We start from the raw sequence: 21,679 nt of genomic DNA on the forward strand, positions 1-21,679 counted from the left end.
CAGTATAAAAAACACCTCACCCCGTCATAACACAGTATAAAAAACTAAAGAAATCAATATAAACAGTTTTTTATACTTAAACCATTCCAAAAAAAAACCATAAAAACAAATTAAACACTGAAATTTTATTTGACAGCCTTATATTAATCGGTAATATGAGAACGTTGCAGTTTTCAAAAAAACAGGATTTTTACTTATGTGTACAACATCTTTTTTCTCTCTCAACCTCCTCATGCACTCAACATTGTTGTGCGACTAGGTTGTGGATAAAAAACAGTAAAATATCCGATCAAACAAGACCCGCACAACAGAGCGGGTTTTGTTTTATGAAAGTTTTTTAAAAAACACCGCACTTTATACCCTGAACATACAACGCTAAAACAATATGCTAAAAACAAAATAAGGATAACCCTATGGCAAACAACATCATTATTTTTGATACGACCTTACGTGATGGCGAACAAGCTTTAAAAGCCAGTCTTACGGTAAAAGAAAAATTACAAATTGCATTGGCTTTAGAACGATTAGGCGTGGATGTGATGGAAGTGGGTTTTCCGATTTCTTCTGCGGGGGATTTTGAATCTGTACAAACCATTGCTCGTCATATTAAAAATAGTCGTGTGTGTGCCTTATCTCGTGCAGTGGATAAAGATATTGATGCAGCAGCACAAGCCTTAAAAGTGGCAGAAGCGTTCCGTATTCATACCTTTATTGCAACTTCTGCATTACATGTAGAAGCCAAATTACGCCGTACTTTTGAAGATGTCGTCGACATGGCGATCAATGCAGTGAAACGTGCCAGAAACTACACCGATGATGTCGAATTTTCTTGCGAAGATGCAGGACGTACAGGCGTTGATAATATTTGTCGTATTGTCGAAGCGGCAATTAAAGCGGGGGCAACCACCGTCAATATTCCAGATACGGTAGGTTACTGTTTGCCTTATCAATATGGCGATATTATTGCTAACGTGATGAATCGTGTGCCGAATATTGACAAAGCCATTATTTCCGTTCATTGCCACAATGATTTAGGCATGGCAACCGCTAACTCATTAACAGCGATTCAAAATGGGGCAAGACAAATTGAGTGTACCATTAACGGTATCGGTGAACGTGCGGGGAACACCGCATTAGAAGAAGTGGTGATGGCAATAAAAACTCGCCAAGATATGTTCAACGGTTTAGACACTCGCATTAACACACAAGAAATCCACCGTGTTAGCCAAATGGTGAGCCAATTATGTAATATGCCAATTCAACCGAATAAAGCGATTGTCGGTGCTAATGCCTTTGCCCACTCTTCAGGCATTCACCAAGATGGTATGGTAAAACATAAAAATACCTATGAAATTATGTCGCCTGAAAGCATCGGGTTGAAGAAAGAAAAATTAAACTTAACCGCACGTTCTGGACGAGCCGCCGTGAAAAATCACATGACCGATATGGGTTATCAAGAAAGTGATTATGATTTAGATAAACTTTATGAGGCCTTCTTGAAATTAGCCGATAAGAAAGGACAAGTTTTTGACTATGATTTAGAAGCCCTTGCCTTTATTGATATGCAACAAGGCGATGAAGATCGCTTAACTTTAGATGTGATCACCTCGCAATGTATCAGCCATTTGCCTGCCTCAGCCTTTGTGCAAGTGGAATTAGATGGTAAAAAAGTCAGCCAAGTGTCGAATGGAGGTAACGGGCCTGTGGATGCCGTTTATAATGCGATCTTGTCCATTACGGGGTTAAATATCAATATGCTTCACTATAACTTAACTGCGAAAGGTGAAGGGGCTGAAGCCTTAGGGCAAGTGGATATTGTCGTTGAGCATGAAGGCAGACGTTTCCACGGGGTTGGTCTTGCTACGGATATTGTAGAATCCTCTGCGAGAGCATTAATTCATGCCATTAATGCCATTTATCGTTCACAAAAAGTCGCAGATTTAAAATTACATAAAATTGCAGGTGTATAAAACTTTTCTAAAAAGCACCGCACTTTTCAACTTGCAAATAGGCAGTTTATCCCCGTGTAAGCTGCCCGAATGAAACGAAATTTTTAGAAAAATAAGGGTGCGTAGCGAAGCGAAGACAATTTATTTTGCGTAAAGAAAATTTCTTTGGAATGAGGAAATGCAGTTTAGTCGGGGTGTATTTTTTGCTACTTTGTTGTACAGGCAAAAAGTAGAAAGAGATGGCAACGCAAAGAAAAGTCACAACACTGAAAAATTAAATTAACACCTACATCCAATACAAGTTCATTAAAAGATAAAAGGAAAAAACCAAATGCAAACATTCAACATCGCCGTATTAAGTGGCGACGGTATCGGTCCAGAAATCATGGCAGAAGCCATTAAAGTATTAAATGTCGTCCAACAAAAATATGCCTTCAAATTAAACTACCACACTTATGATGTGGGCGGCATTGCCATTGATAACCATGGCACACCATTACCTGAAGCTACCTTAAAAGGCTGCGAAGAAAGTGATGCCATTTTATTTGGTTCTGTCGGGGGACCTAAATGGGAAAATTTACCGCCTGCCCAACAACCAGAACGTGGTGCCTTATTACCACTACGTAAACACTTTGCTTTGTTCTGTAACTTGCGTCCTGCCACCCTTTACAAAGGCTTAGAAAAATTTTGCCCATTACGTGCCGATATTGCCGCAACAGGCTTTGATATGGTTACCGTGCGTGAATTAACGGGGGGCATTTATTTTGGTCAACCGAAAGGACGTGAAGGCGAAGGTGCCAACGAAAAAGCCTTTGATACCGAAGTGTATCATCGCTACGAAATTGAACGCATTGCACGTGTGGCATTTGAAACAGCAATGAAACGTCACAAACACGTTACTTCTGTGGATAAGGCAAACGTATTAATGAGTTCGATTCTATGGCGTGAAGTGGTGTGTGAAGTGGCAAAAGATTACCCAGAAGTGAAATTAGATCATATCTATATTGATAACGCCACCATGCAATTAATCAAACAACCCGCATTTTTTGATGTGCTACTTTGCTCAAATATCTTTGGTGATATTATCTCCGATGAATGTGCCATGATCACAGGTTCAATGGGCATGCTACCTTCTGCAAGTTTAAATGAAAAAGGGTTTGGTTTATACGAACCAGCTGGTGGTTCAGCCCCTGATATTGCTGGCAAAGGTATTGCCAACCCTATTGCACAAATTTTATCTGCAGCCATGATGCTACGTCATAGTTTCAATTTAAACGATGCGGCAAATGCCATTGAAAATGCGGTGAAAAAAGTCCTCGCAGAAGGATACCGCACCGCAGACTTAGCCGATGAAGGTCAACCTATTTCTACCCAACAAATGGGTGATTTAATCGCACAAGCGGTGAAATAAAACGTGAAAAAAATTGACCGCACTTTTGTGAATAGGTACACAAAGCCTTTTCAGCGAAGAAAAACAAAATTGCAAGGTCGCCTTTCTTCTGTGGCTTTTCTTGACTCAATACAAGGCATGTCACAGAGAAAGCATAAAAAAATAACATCATTAACACCCAAACTTTATTAGGAACAACACCATGCCTAAAACCCTATACGAAAAACTCTTTGATGCTCATGTCGTCTACGAAGCCACTGGCGAAACCCCTTTGATTTATATTAATCGCCATTTAGTGCATGAAGTCACCTCACCTCAAGCATTCGATGGTTTACGCTCCATGGGACGAGCTGTCCGTCAACCGACAAAAACCGTTGCGACCATGGATCATAATGTTCCCACCGACAGCCGTGACTTAGCAGGATCTGGTGAAATGGGACGGGTGCAAATGGTGGAATTAGCCAAAAATACCAACCAATTTGGCATTACGCTCTATGATATTAATCACATCAATCAGGGTATTGTCCACGTCATGGGACCAGAGCAAGGTTTAACATTGCCGGGAATGACCATTGTTTGTGGCGATTCCCACACCGCCACTCATGGGGCATTTGGGGCATTAGCCTTTGGTATCGGGACCTCCGAAGTGGAGCATGTGTTAGCAACACAAACCATCAAACAAGCCCGAGCCAAAAAAATGAAAATTGAAGTGCGTGGCAAAGTGCGTGAAGGCATTACGGCAAAAGATATCGTATTAGCCATCATCGGCAAAACCACTATGGGGGGCGGCACAGGACACGTTGTAGAATTTTGCGGGGAAGCCATTCGTGATCTTTCAATGGAAGGCCGTATGACCGTATGTAATATGGCGATCGAGTTAGGTGCTAAATCGGGCATTATCGCCCCTGATGAAACCACCTTTGCTTACTTAAAAGACAAACCTTATGCTCCAAAAGGCAAAGATTGGGACGATGCAGTCGCCTATTGGAAAACCTTACATACCGATGAAGGGGCAGTATTTGATACCGTTGTCACCTTAGAAGCCAGTGAAATTGAGCCTCAAGTCACTTGGGGAACCAACCCAGGGCAAGTGATTGGCATTAATCAGTGCATTCCAAATCCTGCCGACATGCAAGATCCGATTGAACGTCAATCTGCAGAAAAAGCTCTCGCCTATATGGATTTACCATACGGGATCAAATTAACAGATGTACATATTGATAAAGTTTTTATTGGTTCTTGTACCAATTCTCGCATTGAAGATTTACGTGCGGCAGCAGCCATTGCGAAAGGTCGTAAAGTGGCTGAAGGCGTGCAAGCCTTGGTGGTGCCAGGTTCAGGCTTGGTGAGAGAACAAGCGGAAAAAGAAGGCTTAGATAAAATCTTCATCGAAGCGGGCTTTGAATGGCGTTTGCCAGGTTGTTCCATGTGTTTAGCCATGAACAATGACCGACTTGCTCCAGGTGAACGTTGTGCTTCCACCAGTAACCGTAACTTTGAAGGTCGTCAAGGTCGAGGCGGACGCACCCATTTAGTCAGCCCTGCCATGGCAGCTGCGGCGGCAGTTTATGGCAAATTTGTCGATATTCGCAATCTAGAATTGCATTAAGTCCATCGCCCCTCTTCCAACAAGAGGGGGAACTTAATGAGAAAACTTTTTTAAAATCCACCGCACTTTCTTACCAAGACACAACCCGAGTGACTTGGCACAATCAAGCAAAGCTTGCGAAATAACACATAACAGAATCAATATGTAAGAGAGAATACCCATGCCTAAAGAATTTAAACAACACACTGGCATTGCCGTCCCCCTTGATGCCTCAAACGTGGATACAGATGCCATTATTCCAAAACAATTTCTACAAAAAGTCACCCGCACAGGATTTGGTCAGCACTTATTCCATGAATGGCGTTTTCTAGATGATGAAGGCAAACAGCCTAACCCTGACTTTGTGCTCAATTACCCTCGCTATCAAGGTGCCAGTATTTTATTAGCCCGTGAGAACTTCGGTTGTGGCTCATCACGTGAGCATGCACCTTGGGCATTAGATGATTATGGCATTCGTGTGATTATCGCCCCAAGTTTTGCGGATATTTTTTATGGTAACAGCTTAAATAACCAAATGTTACCGATTCGACTAAGCGACGAAGAAGTAGAAGAATTATTCCAATTTGTGAAAGCCAATGAAGGGGCAACCATTACCGTGGATCTTGAAGCCCAAACGGTCACCGCAAATGGAAAAGTTTACCCTTTTGACATTGATGCCTTCCGTCGCCATTGCCTATTAAACGGGCTAGATAATATCGGCTTGACCTTACAACATGAGGAAAAAATCGCCGAATACGAAAGTAAAATCCCCGCTTTTTTACGTTAACCTTCAAGCCAAGCGAAAAATACTCGCTTGGCTTTTTTTATTTTTCTTCTTTTTTTAATTGCATTACTTCAAATGGAGAGATTGAAACGTTACAGCTAATCAATTGAAAAATAACAAAATACACAAGAAACAAACTATATAAGGCGGTTTTATAATAACCTATCATTTTAAGAAACTTCATTTGCTATCAAAAAGACCATTTACATTCTGGGGGAATTCAGGTAAAAATAGTTTGCTAATCAAAAAGATAAAGGTAATAAGAAAATCGCATATGCAAAAACGTATCGTAAACTTCATCAAGAAGCATTATCTTTGTTCTATCAGCTGTTGTGATGGCAATCGGCCATGGAGCAATGCCATTTATTATGTCTTTGACGAAAAGCAGGAGTGCCTAATCTACATCACAACCGATTCCACCTACCATGCACAGGTCATGTGCCAAAATCCTTATGTTTCTGGGGTTATTGCGATGCCCACCCGATTTATCCCATCTTTACAAGGTGTTCAATTTACGGGAATAGCGAAAAAGCTGGAGGGAGAAGAAGCCGAAGCGGCACTGCGTTTTTTTAAGAAAAGTTTTTCTCATCATATGATCGATCCATTATCCGTTTGGGCAATTGATTTAGAATACATTAAACTTACCGATCGTTCGTTGGGGTTATATGGTAAAGTTGAGTGGCACAAAGGCGAGGAATATGAAGAAGTGGAAGACAATATTTTTGCACAGTACGACCAACAATAAGACGAACCATGAAAAAAGGCTGAAATCTGAATTTCAGCCTTTTCCTTTCAGTTAACGTAATTGTAATTGACGGCGAATTTTTCTTAACAGTAAAAAGACCCAAGGCCATAATAAGCCACTAATTAATGCACCGTAAATTTCCTCCCAATTAAATGAGGCACTGTGAATAAATAATTCAATAAAGAAAATACTTAACCGGATACAAAATACCAATAACAAAATTAATATACTTTGCATCCAAAGGGATAAATTACGTAAAATCAAATGGTTACGTGCAATCACATAGGTAAACAAAGATAAAACCAAGGCATGCACACCTAAAATAGAACCGAGAACAAGATCCCATAACACGCCTAATACAAAAGCAAAACCGATACTGACCCGTTCAGGGATAGAAAGCACCCAATACACCAAAATCATCACTAACCAAGCAGGCTTGAAATGTTGGAAATCCGTTGGCCAAGGTGCAATTTCCAGCACTAAAGCAACAATAAAAATACAGATAACAATAAGCCATTGTAATAAAAACCGTTTTTGCACTAGTGTTCCTCTTGATATTGTGGATCCGCAGGTAATTCTTCCGTACCATTTATACCATTCGTATGATTGCTTTCACCATTAAGTAAATTGTCTTCTGTGGCAGGTGCTGAATTATCCTCTGTGGGATTAGGCGAATTTTCAGATTCCTCTTGCACTAAGGTTTTTTTCACTTTTCGGGCTTCTTTACCTTGATTCTCTAAACGCTCTTGTACCGTGCGACGAATATCTTCAGGGGAAATCGATTGCACATTTCGCGTTTCTTCATTCGTTGGCCAAAGTAATAACACATAGCGTAAACGCTCCATAGAAGCGAGTGGCTTGGCTGTTACGGTCGCAAAGTAGTTTTGTCCATCACGAGAAACCGACTCCACAATTGCAACGGGATACCCCTCTAAAAAACGCCCGCCTAAACCAGAGGTCACCAATAAATCCCCTTTCACAATATCCACCGAACGAGGCACATTGTCTAAACTTAATTCATCGGTTTCCCCTGTGCCACTGGCAATCAAACGTACATCATTGCGTAGCACTTGAACGGGAATAGAATGGGTCACATCTGTCAGCAATAACACCCGACTGGTATTTTCTCCTACGGAAATCACCTGCCCTACGACCCCTTTTTCATCAATAATCGGCTGCCCAACATACACGCCATCTTGCTGACCTTGATTGATCACCACTTGCTTGCGGTATACATCAGTTTGAGCCGTGAGCACTTCTGCGATCTTTTTATATTCATCGGTGCGTAAAGGGGAATTGAGTAATAAGCGAAGGCGTTGATTTTCGACTTTCAGTTGATCCAGTAACAATAAATCGGCATTTTTTTCACGCAACTGTTCACGTAACACTTTATTTTCGATTTGTAACTTGTTGGTATCCACCAGATTATCTGACACACCATCTAATACAGTGCGAGGTGTATTGGCGAGATAATATAAGCCCCCCACTGCGGTTTCCATGACACTGCGGGCTTTAATCATGGCGTTGGTTTGCCCATCTGAGACAATTAAGGCGATGGAAGCGATCACTGCCAGAACCAGACGTAAACCAAGCGGTGGAGCTTTGCCGAAAATGGGTTTCATAGGAATATAAATACAGTCAAATTAGGGGTATCAGAAAAAGTGCGGTGTTTTTTACCGCACTTTTGTTTCAGATTACAGATCATCACTAAAAATATCGCCACCGTGCATGTCGATCATATCCAGTGCCTCACCACCACCACGAGCCACACATGTGAGCGGGTCTTCTGCAATAATCACTGGCACGCCCGTTTCTCTTGAAAGCAACACGTCAATATTACGAATTAACGCACCGCCCCCAGTTAGCACCATACCCCGTTCAAAAATATCTGCGGCATGTTCTGGTTGGCATTCTTCAAGTGCGGTACGCACTGCGGCAACAATCCCATTTAAAGGCTGTTGAATCGCTTCTAACACATCACGAGACGTTAATTTAAATGAACGTGGTGCACCTTCTGCCAAGTTATGTCCATGCACTTCCATTTCTAGTACTTCATCATTACCTTCTAAAAAGGCAACACCAATTTCTTTCTTAATGCGTTCTGCAGTAGGTTCACCAATGATCGAGCCAAATGTTTTGCGAACATAAGAAATAATCGCCTCATCAAAACGATCGCCCCCAATACGAACAGAAGAAGAATAAACGATGCCATTTAAAGAAATCACCGCCACTTCTGTGGTGCCCCCACCGATATCAATCACCATAGATCCCGTTGCGGTGGAAACAGGCAATTTCGCCCCGATTGCGGCAGCCATCGGTTCTTCAATTAAATAGACTTCACGTGCCCCTGCACCTAACGCAGACTCTTTGATCGCACGGCGTTCCACCTGTGTTGCCCCTGCTGGGACACAAACTAAAACACGTGGACTTGGACGCATAAAATTGCCACTATGTACTTGTTTAATAAAGTGTTGTAACATTTTTTCGGTGACCGAAAAATCCGCAATCACCCCATCTTTCATTGGACGGATAGCGACAATGCTTTTTGGCGTACGCCCTAGCATCATTTTGGCTTCTTTACCCACAGCCGCAATGCTTTTTAAAGACCCTAAACGATCTTGACGAATCGCCACAACAGAAGGCTCATCTAACACGATGCCTTGTCCTTTCACATAAATTAATGTATTTGCTGTCCCAAGATCGATGGAAAGATCATTTGAAAATAAACCACGTATTTTTTTGAGTAACATAAGAATTCCGCTGAACTAAATTGAATGAAAACGACGCTGTGTCGAGTATTGAAAAAATTGTGCTAAATGTATCAAAAAATGGGCCTTTATGACAGAAAATTTTCTGTAAATTATCGAAAATATCCTTGTCATTTCGAGCCAAATTTGCCTTAAATAGCAAATTCATCTTTACCAAGACGATTTCCCCATTATTCCGTATTTTCCTTGCTTTCAAAGGGGCTGAATGTCAAACTTAGTGGAAAGAGCGAATGTCATTTCTCATTCGACGAAGAAGGAGTCCTTATGCCAAAATCCCCAAAACCCCTACAAGACCCGAATTATCAACAAGAACGTGAAAAATACGACAATCCGATTCCAAGTCGAGACTTCATTTTATCCATCATTCGCCAACATAATGCCCCAATGTCCAAAGAAGAAATTTTGACGGCACTGGACATTCAGGATGAAGCCCAACAAGAAGGAATGCGTCGTCGTTTAAGAGCGATGGAAAATGACGGTCAATTAGTCTTTACTAAGCGTAAACGCTATGCCCTTGCAGATAAGCTTGATCTGTTGCGAGGCACAGTATTAGGACATCGTGATGGCTATGGTTTTTTACAAGTAGAAGGCAAAGATGACGATTGGTTTATCCCAAACGTGCAAATGCAACGAGTGATGCACGGCGACTATGTGTTGGCACAGCCAAGTGGCTTCGATCGCCGTGGTCGTCAAGAAGTGCGTATTGTGCGTGTGCTACAACAAGGCAAAAAACAAATTGTCGGGCGTTTCTTCCTTGAAGATGGCATTGGCTATGTGGTGCCTGATGACAGCCGAATTAGCCGTGATATTTTAATTCCCAATGAATACCGAAAAGGGGCTCGAATGGGGCAAGTGGTGGTGGTTGAACTCAAACCTCGCACCGCGACATTCAGCCAACCCGTGGGCATGATCAGTGAGATTCTGGGTGAAAATATGGCAAAAGGAATGGAAGTGGAAATTGCCATTCGCAACCATGATATTCCCCATGTGTTCCCTGATTCCGTGCTAAAACAGGTGAGCAAACTGAGTGAAGAAGTGCCTAAAAAAGCCAAAGAAGGGCGTGTAGATTTACGCCGTCTTCCCCTTGTGACCATTGATGGCGAAGATGCCCGAGATTTTGATGATGCGGTGTATTGTGAAGAAAAAGCAGGCGGGGGCTGGAAACTTTGGGTTGCCATTGCGGATGTAAGTTATTATGTCAAAGTCCGCACTGCATTAGACAATGAAGCTCATGCTCGAGGCAATTCTGTCTATTTCCCAAACCGTGTGGTGCCGATGTTGCCTGAAGTACTGTCTAATGGCTTATGTTCCCTCAATCCACAGGTGGATCGCCTGTGTATGGTGTGTGAACTGAATTTATCTGCCAAAGGACACATCACCGACTATCAATTTTATGAAGGGGTGATGAATTCTCATGCACGTTTAACCTACACCAAAGTGGCAAAAATCCTAGAGGGTGATGAAGAATTGCGTCAACGCTATCAACCTTTAGTCCCACATTTACAAGACTTACACAATATGTACCAAGCCTTGCTAGCGGCACGTCATCAACGTGGTGCCATTGATTTTGAAACCATTGAAAGCAAATTTATTTTCAATGAAATGGGACGGATTGAACGCATTGAGCCAGTGATTCGCAATGATGCTCACAAAATCATTGAAGAATGTATGATCCTCGCCAATATTGCGGCGGCAAACTTTGTCGAAAAACACCTTGAACCTGCCCTTTTCCGTATTCATGCAGGCCCAAGCGAAGAAAAAATTACCGCATTTCGTGGCTTCCTTAATGAATGTGGCTTAGGACTTGGTGGTGGCTTAAAACCGAGCACCGCAGATTATGCCGAATTATTGGAACAAGTTCGTGAACGTCCCGATCACGAGTTGATCCAAACCATGTTATTACGTTCCTTAAGCCAAGCGGTTTACTCACCAGACAACATCGGGCACTTTGGTTTAGCCTTGGAAGAATATGCACATTTTACCTCGCCAATTCGCCGTTATCCCGATTTGACCTTACACCGAGGCATTAAATATATTTTAGCCAAATTAAAAGGCTCAAAACGCAAAACCACCGATTCAGGTGGCTACCACTACAGCCTAGATGAAATGGATATCCTTGGCGATCACTGTTCAATGACCGAACGCCGTGCCGATGATGCCACTCGTGATGTTGCCGACTGGCTCAAATGTGAATATATGCAAGATCATGTGGGCGAAGAATTTACTGGCGTGATTTCCTCAGTAACAGGTTTCGGCTTATTTGTCCGTTTAGATGATCTCTTTATTGATGGTTTGGTACACATTTCTACATTAGATAACGACTATTACCAATATGATTTAGCTAAACAACGCTTAATTGGCGAAAATAGTGGTATGATTTACCGTCTTGGCGATAAAGTGAAAATTCGTGTTGAAGCAGTGAGCCTTGAACAACGCCAAGTGGATTTTTCTTTAGTGTCCAGTGAACGTAAACCTTTACGTGAAGGTAAAACCGCCAAAGACAAATTCAAGAAAAACTTACGTTATGCCGAAAGCCTTGAAAAGCAACGTACAAGAACCCCTCGCTCAAAACGTGCAAAGGGTGAAGGACGAAAAAGTGCGGGGCAAAAAACAAAAACATCAAGCAAAGGGAAAAAATCGGCGAAAACCGCACGAAAATCTGAGAAAAAGAGATAAACATCAATGAGTGAAAAGATTTATGGCATTCATGCAGTGAGTGCCTTTTTAAACAACGCCCCTGAACGTTTAATTGAAGTCTATGTATTAAAAGGACGTGAAGACAAACGCTTGCAACCCTTGCTAAACGAACTTCATCGTTTAGGCATTTCTGTGCAAGTTGTCAATCGTCAAACCTTAGATAAAAAAGCTGAAGGCGAAGTGCATCAAGGCATTATTGCCCGAATTCAGCCTGCAAAAGAACGCAATGAAAGTGATTTGGATCGTATTTTAGAAACAACCCCAAACCCTCTATTATTAGTGTTAGATGGCATTACCGATCCCCATAATTTAGGGGCTTGTTTGCGTACTGCGGATGCGGCAGGCGTACATGCGGTGATTGTGCCGAAAGATAAATCTGCTCAGCTCAATGCCACTGCCCGTAAAGTGGCGTGTGGTGCGGCAGAAGTGATGCCTTTAATCCGTGTGACCAACCTTGCACGCACCTTACGTGAGTTGCAACAAAACCACAATATTTGGGTAGTGGGCACCGCAGGTGAAGCCACAGAAACCCTATACCAAACCAAACTAACAGGTGGGCTTGCCTTAGTGATGGGTGCCGAAGGTGAGGGAATGCGACGTTTAACCCGTGAAAATTGCGATCAGCTTATTAGCATTCCAATGGCGGGTAGTGTGTCATCACTGAATGTGTCGGTTGCCACAGGGGTGTGTTTATTTGAAATTGTTAGACAACGTTTAGGTTAAAAACTTTTTCAAAACCGACCGCACTTTTCAGCAACAAAAAAGCGTAATGCACTGTCATTACGCTTTTTTATTACGGGAATGCTTACTTAATCACACCGCAAGCCATACGTGGACCGCCACCGCCTAATGGGGCTGGGTGATCCGCATGGTTATCTCCCCCTTCATGAATCATTAAAGAATGCCCTTTCACCTCTTCCAAATGTTTCAAACGTGGGGCTAACACAGGGTTTGTTGCCGTGCCATCTTGATTCACTGTTAAGGCAGGTAAATCACCTAAGTGTGCTTCATCAGACCATGGATAGCCATGTTTACCTGTTTTTTTCGGATCCCAATGTCCGCCTGCACCTAAACCTGCAACCAATTTGCCGTCTTTTTCTTTCGGCTCACAGCTTGGATTTTGGTGAATATGAAAACCATGTAACCCTGCGGTTAACCCTTTTAATTCAGGGGTAAAAACTAAACCATAAGCCGATTCCGTGATAATCACTTTCCCCACATCTTGATTCCCTTTTACGGGATCTAATAATGCCACTTTAACTTCAATCTTTTCACCTACATGTGAATGAGCATGTTTATGATCATGATGATGTCCTTCATGAGAATGGGCGATGGCAGACATTGACATACCTAAACCAATACCGCAAGAAAGCAACGCTGTTAACATTGTTTTTTTCATTTAATTCTCCTCGTTGTTGTTAAAAAAATAATCAGCGAGCTCAACGCCTTAGCCTTTCGCTAAAACAGTTTTCAAAAATCTCGCTGTGTGTGAACCCGCCACCTCAGCCACTTGCTCAGGTGTACCAGTGGCAATAATTTGTCCACCGCCACTGCCGCCTTCGGGTCCTAAATCAATAATCCAATCTGCGGTTTTAATCACATCTAAATTATGTTCAATCACCACAATGGTGTTGCCTTGATCCCGTAGGCGATGCAACACCGTTAACAATTGTTTAATATCGGCAAAATGTAACCCCGTTGTGGGTTCATCTAAGACATACAAGGTTTTGCCCGTATCCCGTTTGGATAATTCGGTCGCCAATTTCACCCGTTGGGCTTCCCCACCCGATAAAGTGGTGGAAGATTGCCCTAACCGAATATAAGACAGCCCGACATCCATCAGTGTTTGCAATTTTCGTGCGATCTGTGGAATGGCATCAAAAAACTCACGGGCTTCTTCTACTGTCATTTCTAGTACTTGGTGAATGGTTTTGCCTTTATAACGAATCTCTAAGGTTTCACGGTTATAACGCTTCCCTTTGCATTGCTCGCATGGAACATACACATCGGGCAAAAAGTGCATTTCCACTTTAATCACCCCGTCACCTTGGCAGGCTTCACAGCGTCCGCCTCGCACATTAAAACTAAAACGCCCGGGATTATAGCCTCTGGCTCTGGCTTCTGGCACGCCAGAAAATAGCTCACGAATAGGGGTAAATAACCCTGTGTAAGTGGCAGGGTTGGAACGTGGCGTGCGACCAATTGGGCTTTGATCAATATCGATCACCTTATCAAAAAATTCTAACCCTGAAATAGATTGATAAGGGGCGTGCTGGGTATTTTCAGCACGATTCAACGCATTTTGTGCCAGTGGGAAAAGGGTGTCATTAATCAGTGTGGATTTGCCCGAGCCAGACACGCCCGTCACACAAGTAAACAAGCCCACTGGAATGTCTAAATTAACGGATTTAAGATTATTGCCCGTGGCACCCATTAGCCTGAGCATTTTGTCTTTATTAAGTGCGGTACGTTTTGCAGGAATTTCAATTTTTTCCACGCCCGATAAAAACTTGCCCGTAATGGAATTTTCATTTGCCATAATGGCATCGGCATTGCCTTCAGCCACTACTTGCCCACCGTGTACGCCTGCACCTGGTCCAATATCAATAATATGGTCAGCCGCTCGAATGGCATCTTCATCATGTTCCACCACAATCACCGTATTGCCTAAATTTCGCAAGTGCACAAGGGTATTGAGCAAACGTTCATTATCACGTTGGTGTAAGCCGATAGAAGGCTCATCAAGCACATACATCACGCCCACTAAGCCCGCTCCAATTTGACTGGCAAGGCGAATACGTTGGGCTTCCCCACCAGACAAGGTTTCAGCAGAACGAGAAAGGGAAAGATAATCTAAGCCCACATTCACCAAAAACTGCAAACGTTCTTTAATTTCTTTTAAAATTTTATCGGCAATTTGTGCCCGCTGTCCCGACAATGTCAATTCATTAAAAAAAGTTAAGGTTTCACCAATACTTTTTTCTGCCACTTCAGGCAAATTGGTGCTGCCAATAAACACATTACGTGCCTCTGGGCGTAAACGAGAACCGCCACAAGCCTGACAAGGGCAAGTGCTGATGTTTTTCGCTAACTCTTCACGCACCGACATAGACTCCGTTTCTTTATAACGGCGAGCCATATTATTCAAAATGCCCTCAAAAGTATGATGGCGAACCACGCTGTCACCCCGATCATTAATATATTGAAATTCAATTTCCTCTTTCCCTGAACCATTTAAAATCACGTTTTGGATTTTTTTTGGCAAGGCTTCAAAAGGGGACTCAATATCAAACTCATAATGTTTCGCAAGAGAAGTGAGCATTTGATAGTAATAAAAATTACGGCGATCCCAGCCTTTTATCGCCCCACTTGCAAGGGAAATACTGGGATTTTGTACCACACGTTTTTCATCAAAATATTGTTGCACCCCTAACCCATCACAGGTGGGGCAGGCTCCCGCAGGGTTATTAAAGGAAAATAAACGGGGTTCCAATTCAGGCACCGAATACCCACAATGTGGACAAGCAAAATTCGCTGAAAACAGCAATTCTTCTGCTTTCGGATCGTCCATAGACGCCACCACCGCCGTGCCACCAGAAAGTTCCAACGCCGTTTCAAAGGATTCAGCCAAACGGGTGGCTAAATCAGACCGCACTTTAAAACGATCCACCACCACTTCGATGGTGTGTTTCTTTTGCAATTCTAGCTTGGGAGCATCCGATAAATCGCAAATTTCACCGTCAATTCTGGCTCGAATATAGCCTTGTGCCGCAATCTGCTCTAATAATTTAATATGCTCCCCTTTTCGCTCTTTCACCACGGGGGCGAGTAACATCATTTTACTTTCTTCAGGCAAGCTCAACACTTTATCCACCATCTGACTAATGGTTTGTGCCGCAAGAGGCACATGATGATGTGGACAGCGAGGTTCGCCCACTCGAGCAAAAAGAAGACGTAAATAATCGTGAATTTCGGTGACGGTTCCCACAGTGGATCGTGGGTTATGGGAAGTGGATTTCTGTTCAATGGAAATAGCAGGGGATAAGCCTTCAATGTGATCCACATCAGGCTTTTCCATTAAAGATAAAAATTGGCGTGCATAAGCTGAAAGGGATTCTACATACCGACGTTGACCTTCCGCATAAAGGGTATCAAAAGCAAGGGAGGATTTGCCTGAGCCCGACAACCCTGTAATCACAATTAATTTATCCCGTGGAATCGTCAAATTAATATTTTTTAAATTATGGGTTCTCGCCCCACGCACTTCAATCTTATCCATAACCCTAAACATCACCCTAACTATTTCAAAATTGCGATCATTATCGCACATTCTCAAATAACTGTGCAAATATCCAGTTAACGCACGTTTTTAACATAGATTTTTTTTCTATTTTCAGGCAAAATAACAAGAATTTTTATCCCATCTAAAAGCGAAAGAGGATTATATGGCTGGAGTAAATAAAGTAATTATCGTCGGAAATTTAGGAAATGATCCTGAAATCCGCACCATGCCAAATGGCGAAGCCGTGGCAAATATCAGTGTTGCAACCAGTGAAAGCTGGATCGACAAAAACACCAACGAACGCCGTGAAGTGACAGAATGGCACCGCATCGTATTTTATCGTCGCCAAGCAGAAATTTGCGGTGAATATCTTCGTAAAGGGTCTAAAGTGTATGTGGAAGGCCGTTTAAAAACACGTAAGTGGCAAGATCAAAATGGTCAAGATCGCTACAGTACAGAAATCCAAGGTGATGTCTTACAAATGCTAGACAGCCGTAACGAACGTCAACAAGCAGGCGGCTATGCACCTCAAGCCCCAGCCCCACAATACAATGCCCCAGCAAATAACTACGGCACACAACCTTCACGCCCAGCAGCAAAACCTGCTCCACAAAACGAACCACCAGTGGATATGGGCTTTGAGGAAGACAATATTCCGTTTTAAATTTACATATCATTTAAACATCTGAATCTTAATGCTCAAGAGAACCCTTTATTTGAAGGGTTCTCTTTTTTTCACATTGAAAATTTCCAGCGTAGGTGTAATGGACAAAACCACCTATTTTACCCCGACAGAATATGATGATTATTGATACAATATTTTTGGTCATACTTTTTGCGAATTGGTCTTGATGGATACCTTATCGGGAAAAGGAAGGGATCGTCTTGCTATGAACTAATTTCGGGGAAAAAGCTATATTATTTAATCTATTTGTGATGCTCTGCACGGATTACTCAGGGATTCCAAACATAGTTTATCTAAAACAAGTGCGGTTATTTTTTACCATTCATTAATACTTATAGGATAATGGGTTATGATCATTAAATAGTCTTCACCCATCCCACTTGAACCACCGACCCTATAGGGTAAATATTCATTTTCAATTTCCTATTATTTATAAAACAAAGTAAAATAGACAGATAATATTGCAAAAAACAATATTCCAAAATGAAATAAAAAAACAAGAAAGCATTCTCTAAACTTATTTCTTTCCTTCTCAAACTCCTTAAAATATTTTAAATATCCACTTTTATTCCAAGAGATAAGGCGTTCATTTATAAAACATGATAAAAAAAAGATTGAGGCTAATGTAAAATAAAAAACAAAGCTATCACTAAAATCAATATTAAAAAAATAAATAAGATAAAAAGCAACAACACCCCAAAACACACCGACTGAAGTTAACATAAAATAGTAAGCATATAAAATATTAGCCCCAACAATTTCATTCTGAGATATTTTATCCACCCCACTTTTTACTTTTTTTCTATTTTTACGGTACCAAGGGATTTTAAATAAAAAATAATAAATCGGTTTATCAATAAACTTTCTAACAAAATCACCTAAGACATGCCAAGTAGAAAAAAATAGATAGTTCCAAAATTTCTTCATAGTTACTCAAAATATTCAATTTACATTTTTAACCGCAGACTCTAACGCTTCTTCGCCCAACCAAGCACCTAAAAAGGCACCGACGTTGACCCTACCAACAACTCATAATACCTTTACCTATCACATTGATAAAATCATGACGGATTTTGCCGTCTTTGCTCCGCTTTTAATTTCACTTGGTTGATTGGTTGCCTAGAACTGAACTTGCCTCAGTTTCCACAACTGTTTTATTGCGATTACCTGATATAGCAATACTTTGATTTTCAAACACCGTTTCAGAATGAGATAAGGCTACATTGGTATTTCTATCATTCAACACCATCGTATTCATATCCCGCTGTGCATGTAAATCCAGCTTCTGACCATTCAGTGCATCGTCCATCATTAGCCCGTTATAGCCACCTCCCTTATATGTCTGCGACATTAGCTTCATCGGTGTCTTCGCACTCAGCAACGCACCCAGCGGCAGATTATTCGCATGATACGTCCGTCCCGTCACGATAGGTTGGTCAAGCTCTCCATCCAAAATCTCCTGCTCACCTCGCAGGATGGCTATCATCTAGCTTTCCTCCCCAATGTTATGTTACCCGTATTAGGCGAAAATGCCCTAACATACATCCTGAAATACTACCTAAATTTTTATAGGTTAAAAGTTTAATTATTAATTATAATCTCCCAACTAGTGCTATCAAACAAATTGATTTTACAAAAAAAATCAACAAAATTATCAGAGTTAATTCTTTCATAAGAATTAATTCCTAAAGATGCTACAGCTAAAAATGTATTAATATCATCTAATGAATATGCTAATTTTTTTAGATCATTCCATGAAATAAAATAACCATTATCTAGAGATAATACTCTCTCCTCAAATGAAGGCATATCTAAATTATTAGGGGCAATACCCACTCCATTAAATTCATAAATATACCAATCCCAATTATTATCTGGGATTTTTTCCAACAGCTCTTTAAGCTCATATTTATGATCGTTATTCCACATATATCCTTGTATTTTTTTCATTCTGGCATCTCCAATGAGATTTCATTATCTCGTTTCAATGTTCCACCTGTAGAATTTGGAACATAGTCATGTTGATGAGGTCTATTATGTTCTGCTGGTCTTCCATGATCCGTAAAATCGATGTCCCTTTTAGGTACTAACTTTCCATGACTGTCATATCCCCACTCTCTCGCTTGCGTATATTCACCATTTCTCCCCTTTTTGGTTCCTAATTGAGTATGTGGCACATTTTCATCTGGAATATTATTGCCGTGCTTATCTCTAAGTAATGTTCTATTAGGTCTATAAGAACCAAATTTTGATGTATCAACACCTGCATTAATTTTTCCTGTAGGTTTCACTCTCCTTCTAGTCGCTGCCGCAAGTAAAACTCCACTACCCACAGCTAATGCTGCATCTAACCAATCACTATCTTCGTTTTCCACTGCAGTTGCTACAGAAGTAGAACCGCCTCATCCCGTTACAGACGCATTATTTAAATTAACTTTCTTACCATTAATCTTAACGGTTCCTGAACCATTAATAATCAACTGGCCTTCTTTCGTTAGAACTATACTAGAGCTACCTGCTACTAAAGATAAAGATTTTCCCATTGATGAAATTGTGACGGATTTTGCCGTTTTTTACTCCGCTTTTAATTTCACTTGGGTTGATTGGTTGCCTAAAATTGAACTTATTTTATTCAAAATCAGAACATTTTTAAGCTTATTACCAATATAAAACAAGTGGCTGTTTTTTAATGAAGATATTGCAAATCTCTTCTTAAACGTAACCACTTGTAAAAATGTTCATTTTTCTAATTATTCATTAATACTTAACTTTCGATAAGGTATCTTACTCAAATTTTTAGTATATTGTTCTATTAACTTTTCTTCTAATGGATTAACATAGCCAATAAAGAAAACCTGTCTTATGTCCTCATGATTGAACAGATAAGGATCATCATTCATATCAACTCCAAACGGATAAATACAAGCTGAATAATCATAATATCCCCTCTCGCCTTTTTCATTAATACTTATAGGATAATGGGTTATGATCATTAAATAGTCTTCACTCATCTCACTTGAACCACCGACCCTATAGGGTAAATATTCATTTTCAATTTCCTATTATTTATAAAACAAAGTAAAATAGACAGATAATATTGCAAAAAACAATATTCCAAAATGAAATAAAAAAACAAGCAAGCATTCTCTAAACTTATTTCTTTCCTTCTCAAACTCCTTAAAATATTTCAAATATCCACTTTTATTCCAAGAGATAAGGCGTTCATTTATAAAACATGATAAAAAAAAGATTGAGGCTAATGTAAAATAAAAAACAAAGCTACCACTAAAATCAATATTAAAAAAATAAATAAAATAAAAAGCAATAATAGATAAAAAAATATCCATTGAAGTTAACATAAAATAGTAAGCATATAAAATATTAGTCCCAACAATTTCATTCTGAGATATTTTATCCACCTCACTTTTTACTTTTTTTCTATTTTTACGGTACCAAGAGATTTTAAATAAAAAATAATAAATCGGTTTATCAATAAACTTTCTAACAAAATCACCTAAGACATGCCAAGTAGAAAAAAATAGATAGTTCCAAAATTTCTTCATAGTTACTCAAAATATTCAATTACATTTTTAACCGCAGACTCTAACGCTTCTTCGCCCAACCAAGCACCTAAAAAGGTACCGACGTTGACCCTACCAACAACTCATAATACCTTTACCTATCACATTGATAAAATCATGACGGATTTTGCCGTCTTTGCTCCGCTTTTAATTTCACTTGGGTTGATTGCTTGCCTAAAATTGAACTTATTTTACTCAAAATAAATCAGAACATTTTTAAGCTTATTACCAATATAAAACAAGTGGTTATTTTTAACGAACATATTGCAAACTTCCTGTTAAAAATAACCGCTTGTTAATATATTCATTTTTTCAACTATTCATTAATGCTTAATTTAGGATATTTTATATCTGCCGATTTACGCTGATAGTAAGCTTGTAGTTTTTCCTCTAAGGGATTTATATATCCTTCGAATAACACTTCTGTTATATCTTCGTGATTAAACACTGAAGGATCATCATCAATTTCAACTCCAATCGGATAAGTACAGGCGGAGTAATGAAAATATCCTTTTACATCATTTATTATCGTTAAAGGATAACGACTAATAATCATTAACAAATCTTCTCCAACGCCTACTCTTACTACTGTGCCAATACGGTAAGGTTTAGTCATAATTCACTTCTAATAAAAATAAAATACGAAAAAAATAAGTAATAAAACAGAGGATAGGTGGAATAAACAGATTATGCAATACCCTTTCCTTTTATTCTTTTTTTTATCAAAACTCTTAAAAAAATCAACATAACCATTAGAATGCCAACCGAGTGTTTTTTCATTAATTAAGATTGATAACAATACTGCACCGAAACCGCCGATATAAACATTATAAATCTGTTCTAATTCACCAAACCAATTCTCAAGTAAATTTATAATATTAATGTCAAGTAAATTTGATGATAAAATAAAAAAGTTCAAAAAATTAATTGTTATAGTGGTTAGCATTATGTTATAGGCAGCAATTGTATAAGAACCAACAGATAAATCGTTAACAGTTAAATTATAATTTTTTTCTATTTTTTCCTTATTTCTTTTTGCGTAAGGAATTTTGTATAAGATAAAATCAATAGGCTTTACAAGGAACTTCCCAATATCTTCAATTAATAACCTTGTATAATAAAATAAATAATTAAAAAAATAATATGTCATACTTACTCCTTACCCCAAAATTTTTCTACACTCCATTCAGATAGAGATTCTCCAGTGTAA

The 21,679-nt window shown here is 40.0% G+C and carries 20 protein-coding genes and 1 pseudogene; 8 read left to right on the forward strand and 13 right to left on the reverse strand.

The genetic code is table 11. The annotated features are described in order from the left end of the window. Nucleotides 1-413: 413 nt before the first annotated feature. The 5 genes from leuA to ACPEEM_RS08130 all read left to right on the forward strand — a co-directional run bounded on the left by leuA (nucleotide 414) and on the right by ACPEEM_RS08130 (nucleotide 6,456). Complete coding sequence (leuA, locus tag ACPEEM_RS08110; protein WP_424401667.1) at nucleotides 414-1,970, forward strand: 2-isopropylmalate synthase; 1,557 nt, start codon at nucleotides 414-416, stop codon at nucleotides 1,968-1,970. 310 nt (nucleotides 1,971-2,280) lie between these two features. Beyond that, nucleotides 2,281-3,360 carry a 3-isopropylmalate dehydrogenase gene (gene leuB, locus ACPEEM_RS08115; protein WP_424401668.1) on the forward strand — a complete coding sequence of 360 codons (1,080 nt, stop codon included), beginning with the start codon at nucleotides 2,281-2,283 and terminating at the stop codon, nucleotides 3,358-3,360. Between the two features lie 181 nt (nucleotides 3,361-3,541). Beyond that, nucleotides 3,542-4,948, forward strand: a complete 1,407-nt coding sequence (leuC, locus tag ACPEEM_RS08120; protein ID WP_424401669.1) for a 3-isopropylmalate dehydratase large subunit — start codon at nucleotides 3,542-3,544, stop codon at nucleotides 4,946-4,948. A 160-nt stretch (nucleotides 4,949-5,108) separates the two neighbouring features. Continuing rightward, nucleotides 5,109-5,714 carry a 3-isopropylmalate dehydratase small subunit gene (gene leuD, locus ACPEEM_RS08125; protein WP_424401670.1) on the forward strand — a complete coding sequence of 202 codons (606 nt, stop codon included), beginning with the start codon at nucleotides 5,109-5,111 and terminating at the stop codon, nucleotides 5,712-5,714. 271 nt (nucleotides 5,715-5,985) lie between these two features. Next, complete coding sequence (locus ACPEEM_RS08130; RefSeq protein ID WP_424406578.1) at nucleotides 5,986-6,456, forward strand: pyridoxamine 5'-phosphate oxidase family protein; 471 nt, start codon at nucleotides 5,986-5,988, stop codon at nucleotides 6,454-6,456. A 51-nt stretch (nucleotides 6,457-6,507) separates the two neighbouring features. Here the strand turns inward: ACPEEM_RS08130 and mreD are convergent, their stop codons facing one another. The 3 genes and pseudogenes from mreD to ACPEEM_RS08145 all read right to left on the reverse strand — a co-directional run bounded on the left by mreD (nucleotide 6,508) and on the right by ACPEEM_RS08145 (nucleotide 9,206). After that, a complete protein-coding gene (gene mreD / locus ACPEEM_RS08135; protein WP_424401672.1) occupies nucleotides 6,508-6,996 on the reverse strand; it encodes a rod shape-determining protein MreD in 489 nt (162 codons plus the stop codon). Between the two features lie 151 nt (nucleotides 6,997-7,147). Further along, nucleotides 7,148-8,078: pseudogene (gene mreC, locus ACPEEM_RS08140) on the reverse strand (rod shape-determining protein MreC); the annotation flags it as partial. A gap of 72 nt (nucleotides 8,079-8,150) precedes the next feature. Further along, nucleotides 8,151-9,206, reverse strand: coding sequence for a rod shape-determining protein (locus tag ACPEEM_RS08145; RefSeq protein WP_424401673.1), 1,056 nt, complete (start codon nucleotides 9,204-9,206; stop codon nucleotides 8,151-8,153). A 282-nt stretch (nucleotides 9,207-9,488) separates the two neighbouring features. Here ACPEEM_RS08145 and rnr point away from each other — a divergent pair, with 282 nt between their 5' ends. Further along, a complete protein-coding gene (rnr, locus tag ACPEEM_RS08150; RefSeq protein WP_424406580.1) occupies nucleotides 9,489-11,900 on the forward strand; it encodes a ribonuclease R in 2,412 nt (803 codons plus the stop codon). Between the two features lie 6 nt (nucleotides 11,901-11,906). Further along, nucleotides 11,907-12,644: a 23S rRNA (guanosine(2251)-2'-O)-methyltransferase RlmB gene (gene rlmB, locus ACPEEM_RS08155; RefSeq protein WP_424401675.1), complete on the forward strand. Its 738-nt coding sequence runs from the start codon at nucleotides 11,907-11,909 to the stop codon at nucleotides 12,642-12,644. A gap of 82 nt (nucleotides 12,645-12,726) precedes the next feature. Here rlmB and sodC read toward each other — a convergent pair whose 3' ends face one another. Both sodC and uvrA read right to left on the reverse strand, forming a co-directional pair. Continuing rightward, entirely contained in the window at nucleotides 12,727-13,320 is a 594-nt protein-coding gene (sodC, locus tag ACPEEM_RS08160; protein WP_424401676.1) for a superoxide dismutase [Cu-Zn] SodC, read from the reverse strand. A 48-nt stretch (nucleotides 13,321-13,368) separates the two neighbouring features. Then, entirely contained in the window at nucleotides 13,369-16,200 is a 2,832-nt protein-coding gene (gene uvrA, locus ACPEEM_RS08165) for an excinuclease ABC subunit UvrA (RefSeq protein ID WP_424401677.1), read from the reverse strand. 166 nt (nucleotides 16,201-16,366) lie between these two features. Here uvrA and ACPEEM_RS08170 point away from each other — a divergent pair, with 166 nt between their 5' ends. Beyond that, entirely contained in the window at nucleotides 16,367-16,867 is a 501-nt protein-coding gene (locus tag ACPEEM_RS08170; RefSeq protein WP_424406582.1) for a single-stranded DNA-binding protein, read from the forward strand. A gap of 447 nt (nucleotides 16,868-17,314) precedes the next feature. Here the strand turns inward: ACPEEM_RS08170 and ACPEEM_RS08175 are convergent, their stop codons facing one another. The 8 genes from ACPEEM_RS08175 to ACPEEM_RS08210 form a co-directional block, all read right to left on the reverse strand. After that, on the reverse strand, nucleotides 17,315-17,815 hold the full coding sequence (locus ACPEEM_RS08175; protein WP_424406584.1) for a hypothetical protein: 501 nt from the start codon (nucleotides 17,813-17,815) through the stop codon (nucleotides 17,315-17,317). 172 nt (nucleotides 17,816-17,987) lie between these two features. Continuing rightward, nucleotides 17,988-18,374 carry a bacteriophage T4 gp5 trimerisation domain-containing protein gene (locus ACPEEM_RS08180; protein ID WP_424406586.1) on the reverse strand — a complete coding sequence of 129 codons (387 nt, stop codon included), beginning with the start codon at nucleotides 18,372-18,374 and terminating at the stop codon, nucleotides 17,988-17,990. Between the two features lie 95 nt (nucleotides 18,375-18,469). Next, nucleotides 18,470-18,838, reverse strand: a complete 369-nt coding sequence (locus ACPEEM_RS08185; protein ID WP_424401681.1) for a hypothetical protein — start codon at nucleotides 18,836-18,838, stop codon at nucleotides 18,470-18,472. Beyond that, the gene (locus tag ACPEEM_RS08190; protein WP_424401682.1) at nucleotides 18,835-19,263 is read right to left on the reverse strand and encodes a hypothetical protein; all 429 of its coding nucleotides are present in this window, start codon (nucleotides 19,261-19,263) and stop codon (nucleotides 18,835-18,837) included. The genes ACPEEM_RS08185 and ACPEEM_RS08190 overlap by 4 nt, the downstream gene beginning before the upstream one ends. Nucleotides 19,264-19,638: 375 nt before the next feature. Then, nucleotides 19,639-19,899: a DUF4176 domain-containing protein gene (locus ACPEEM_RS08195; RefSeq protein ID WP_424401683.1), complete on the reverse strand. Its 261-nt coding sequence runs from the start codon at nucleotides 19,897-19,899 to the stop codon at nucleotides 19,639-19,641. 51 nt (nucleotides 19,900-19,950) lie between these two features. Next, nucleotides 19,951-20,451, reverse strand: coding sequence for a hypothetical protein (locus tag ACPEEM_RS08200; RefSeq protein WP_424406588.1), 501 nt, complete (start codon nucleotides 20,449-20,451; stop codon nucleotides 19,951-19,953). A 334-nt stretch (nucleotides 20,452-20,785) separates the two neighbouring features. Then, nucleotides 20,786-21,085 (reverse strand): DUF4176 domain-containing protein, encoded by a 300-nt coding sequence (locus tag ACPEEM_RS08205; protein WP_424404878.1) that lies wholly within the window; start codon nucleotides 21,083-21,085, stop codon nucleotides 20,786-20,788. Nucleotides 21,086-21,094: 9 nt separating this feature from the next. Further along, nucleotides 21,095-21,619, reverse strand: coding sequence for a hypothetical protein (locus ACPEEM_RS08210; RefSeq protein WP_424404880.1), 525 nt, complete (start codon nucleotides 21,617-21,619; stop codon nucleotides 21,095-21,097). Nucleotides 21,620-21,679: the final 60 nt, after the last annotated feature.

Origin of the sequence: Pasteurella pantherarum (genome assembly GCF_049670885.1) — a bacterium.
GTDB lineage: Bacteria > Pseudomonadota > Gammaproteobacteria > Enterobacterales > Pasteurellaceae > Pasteurella.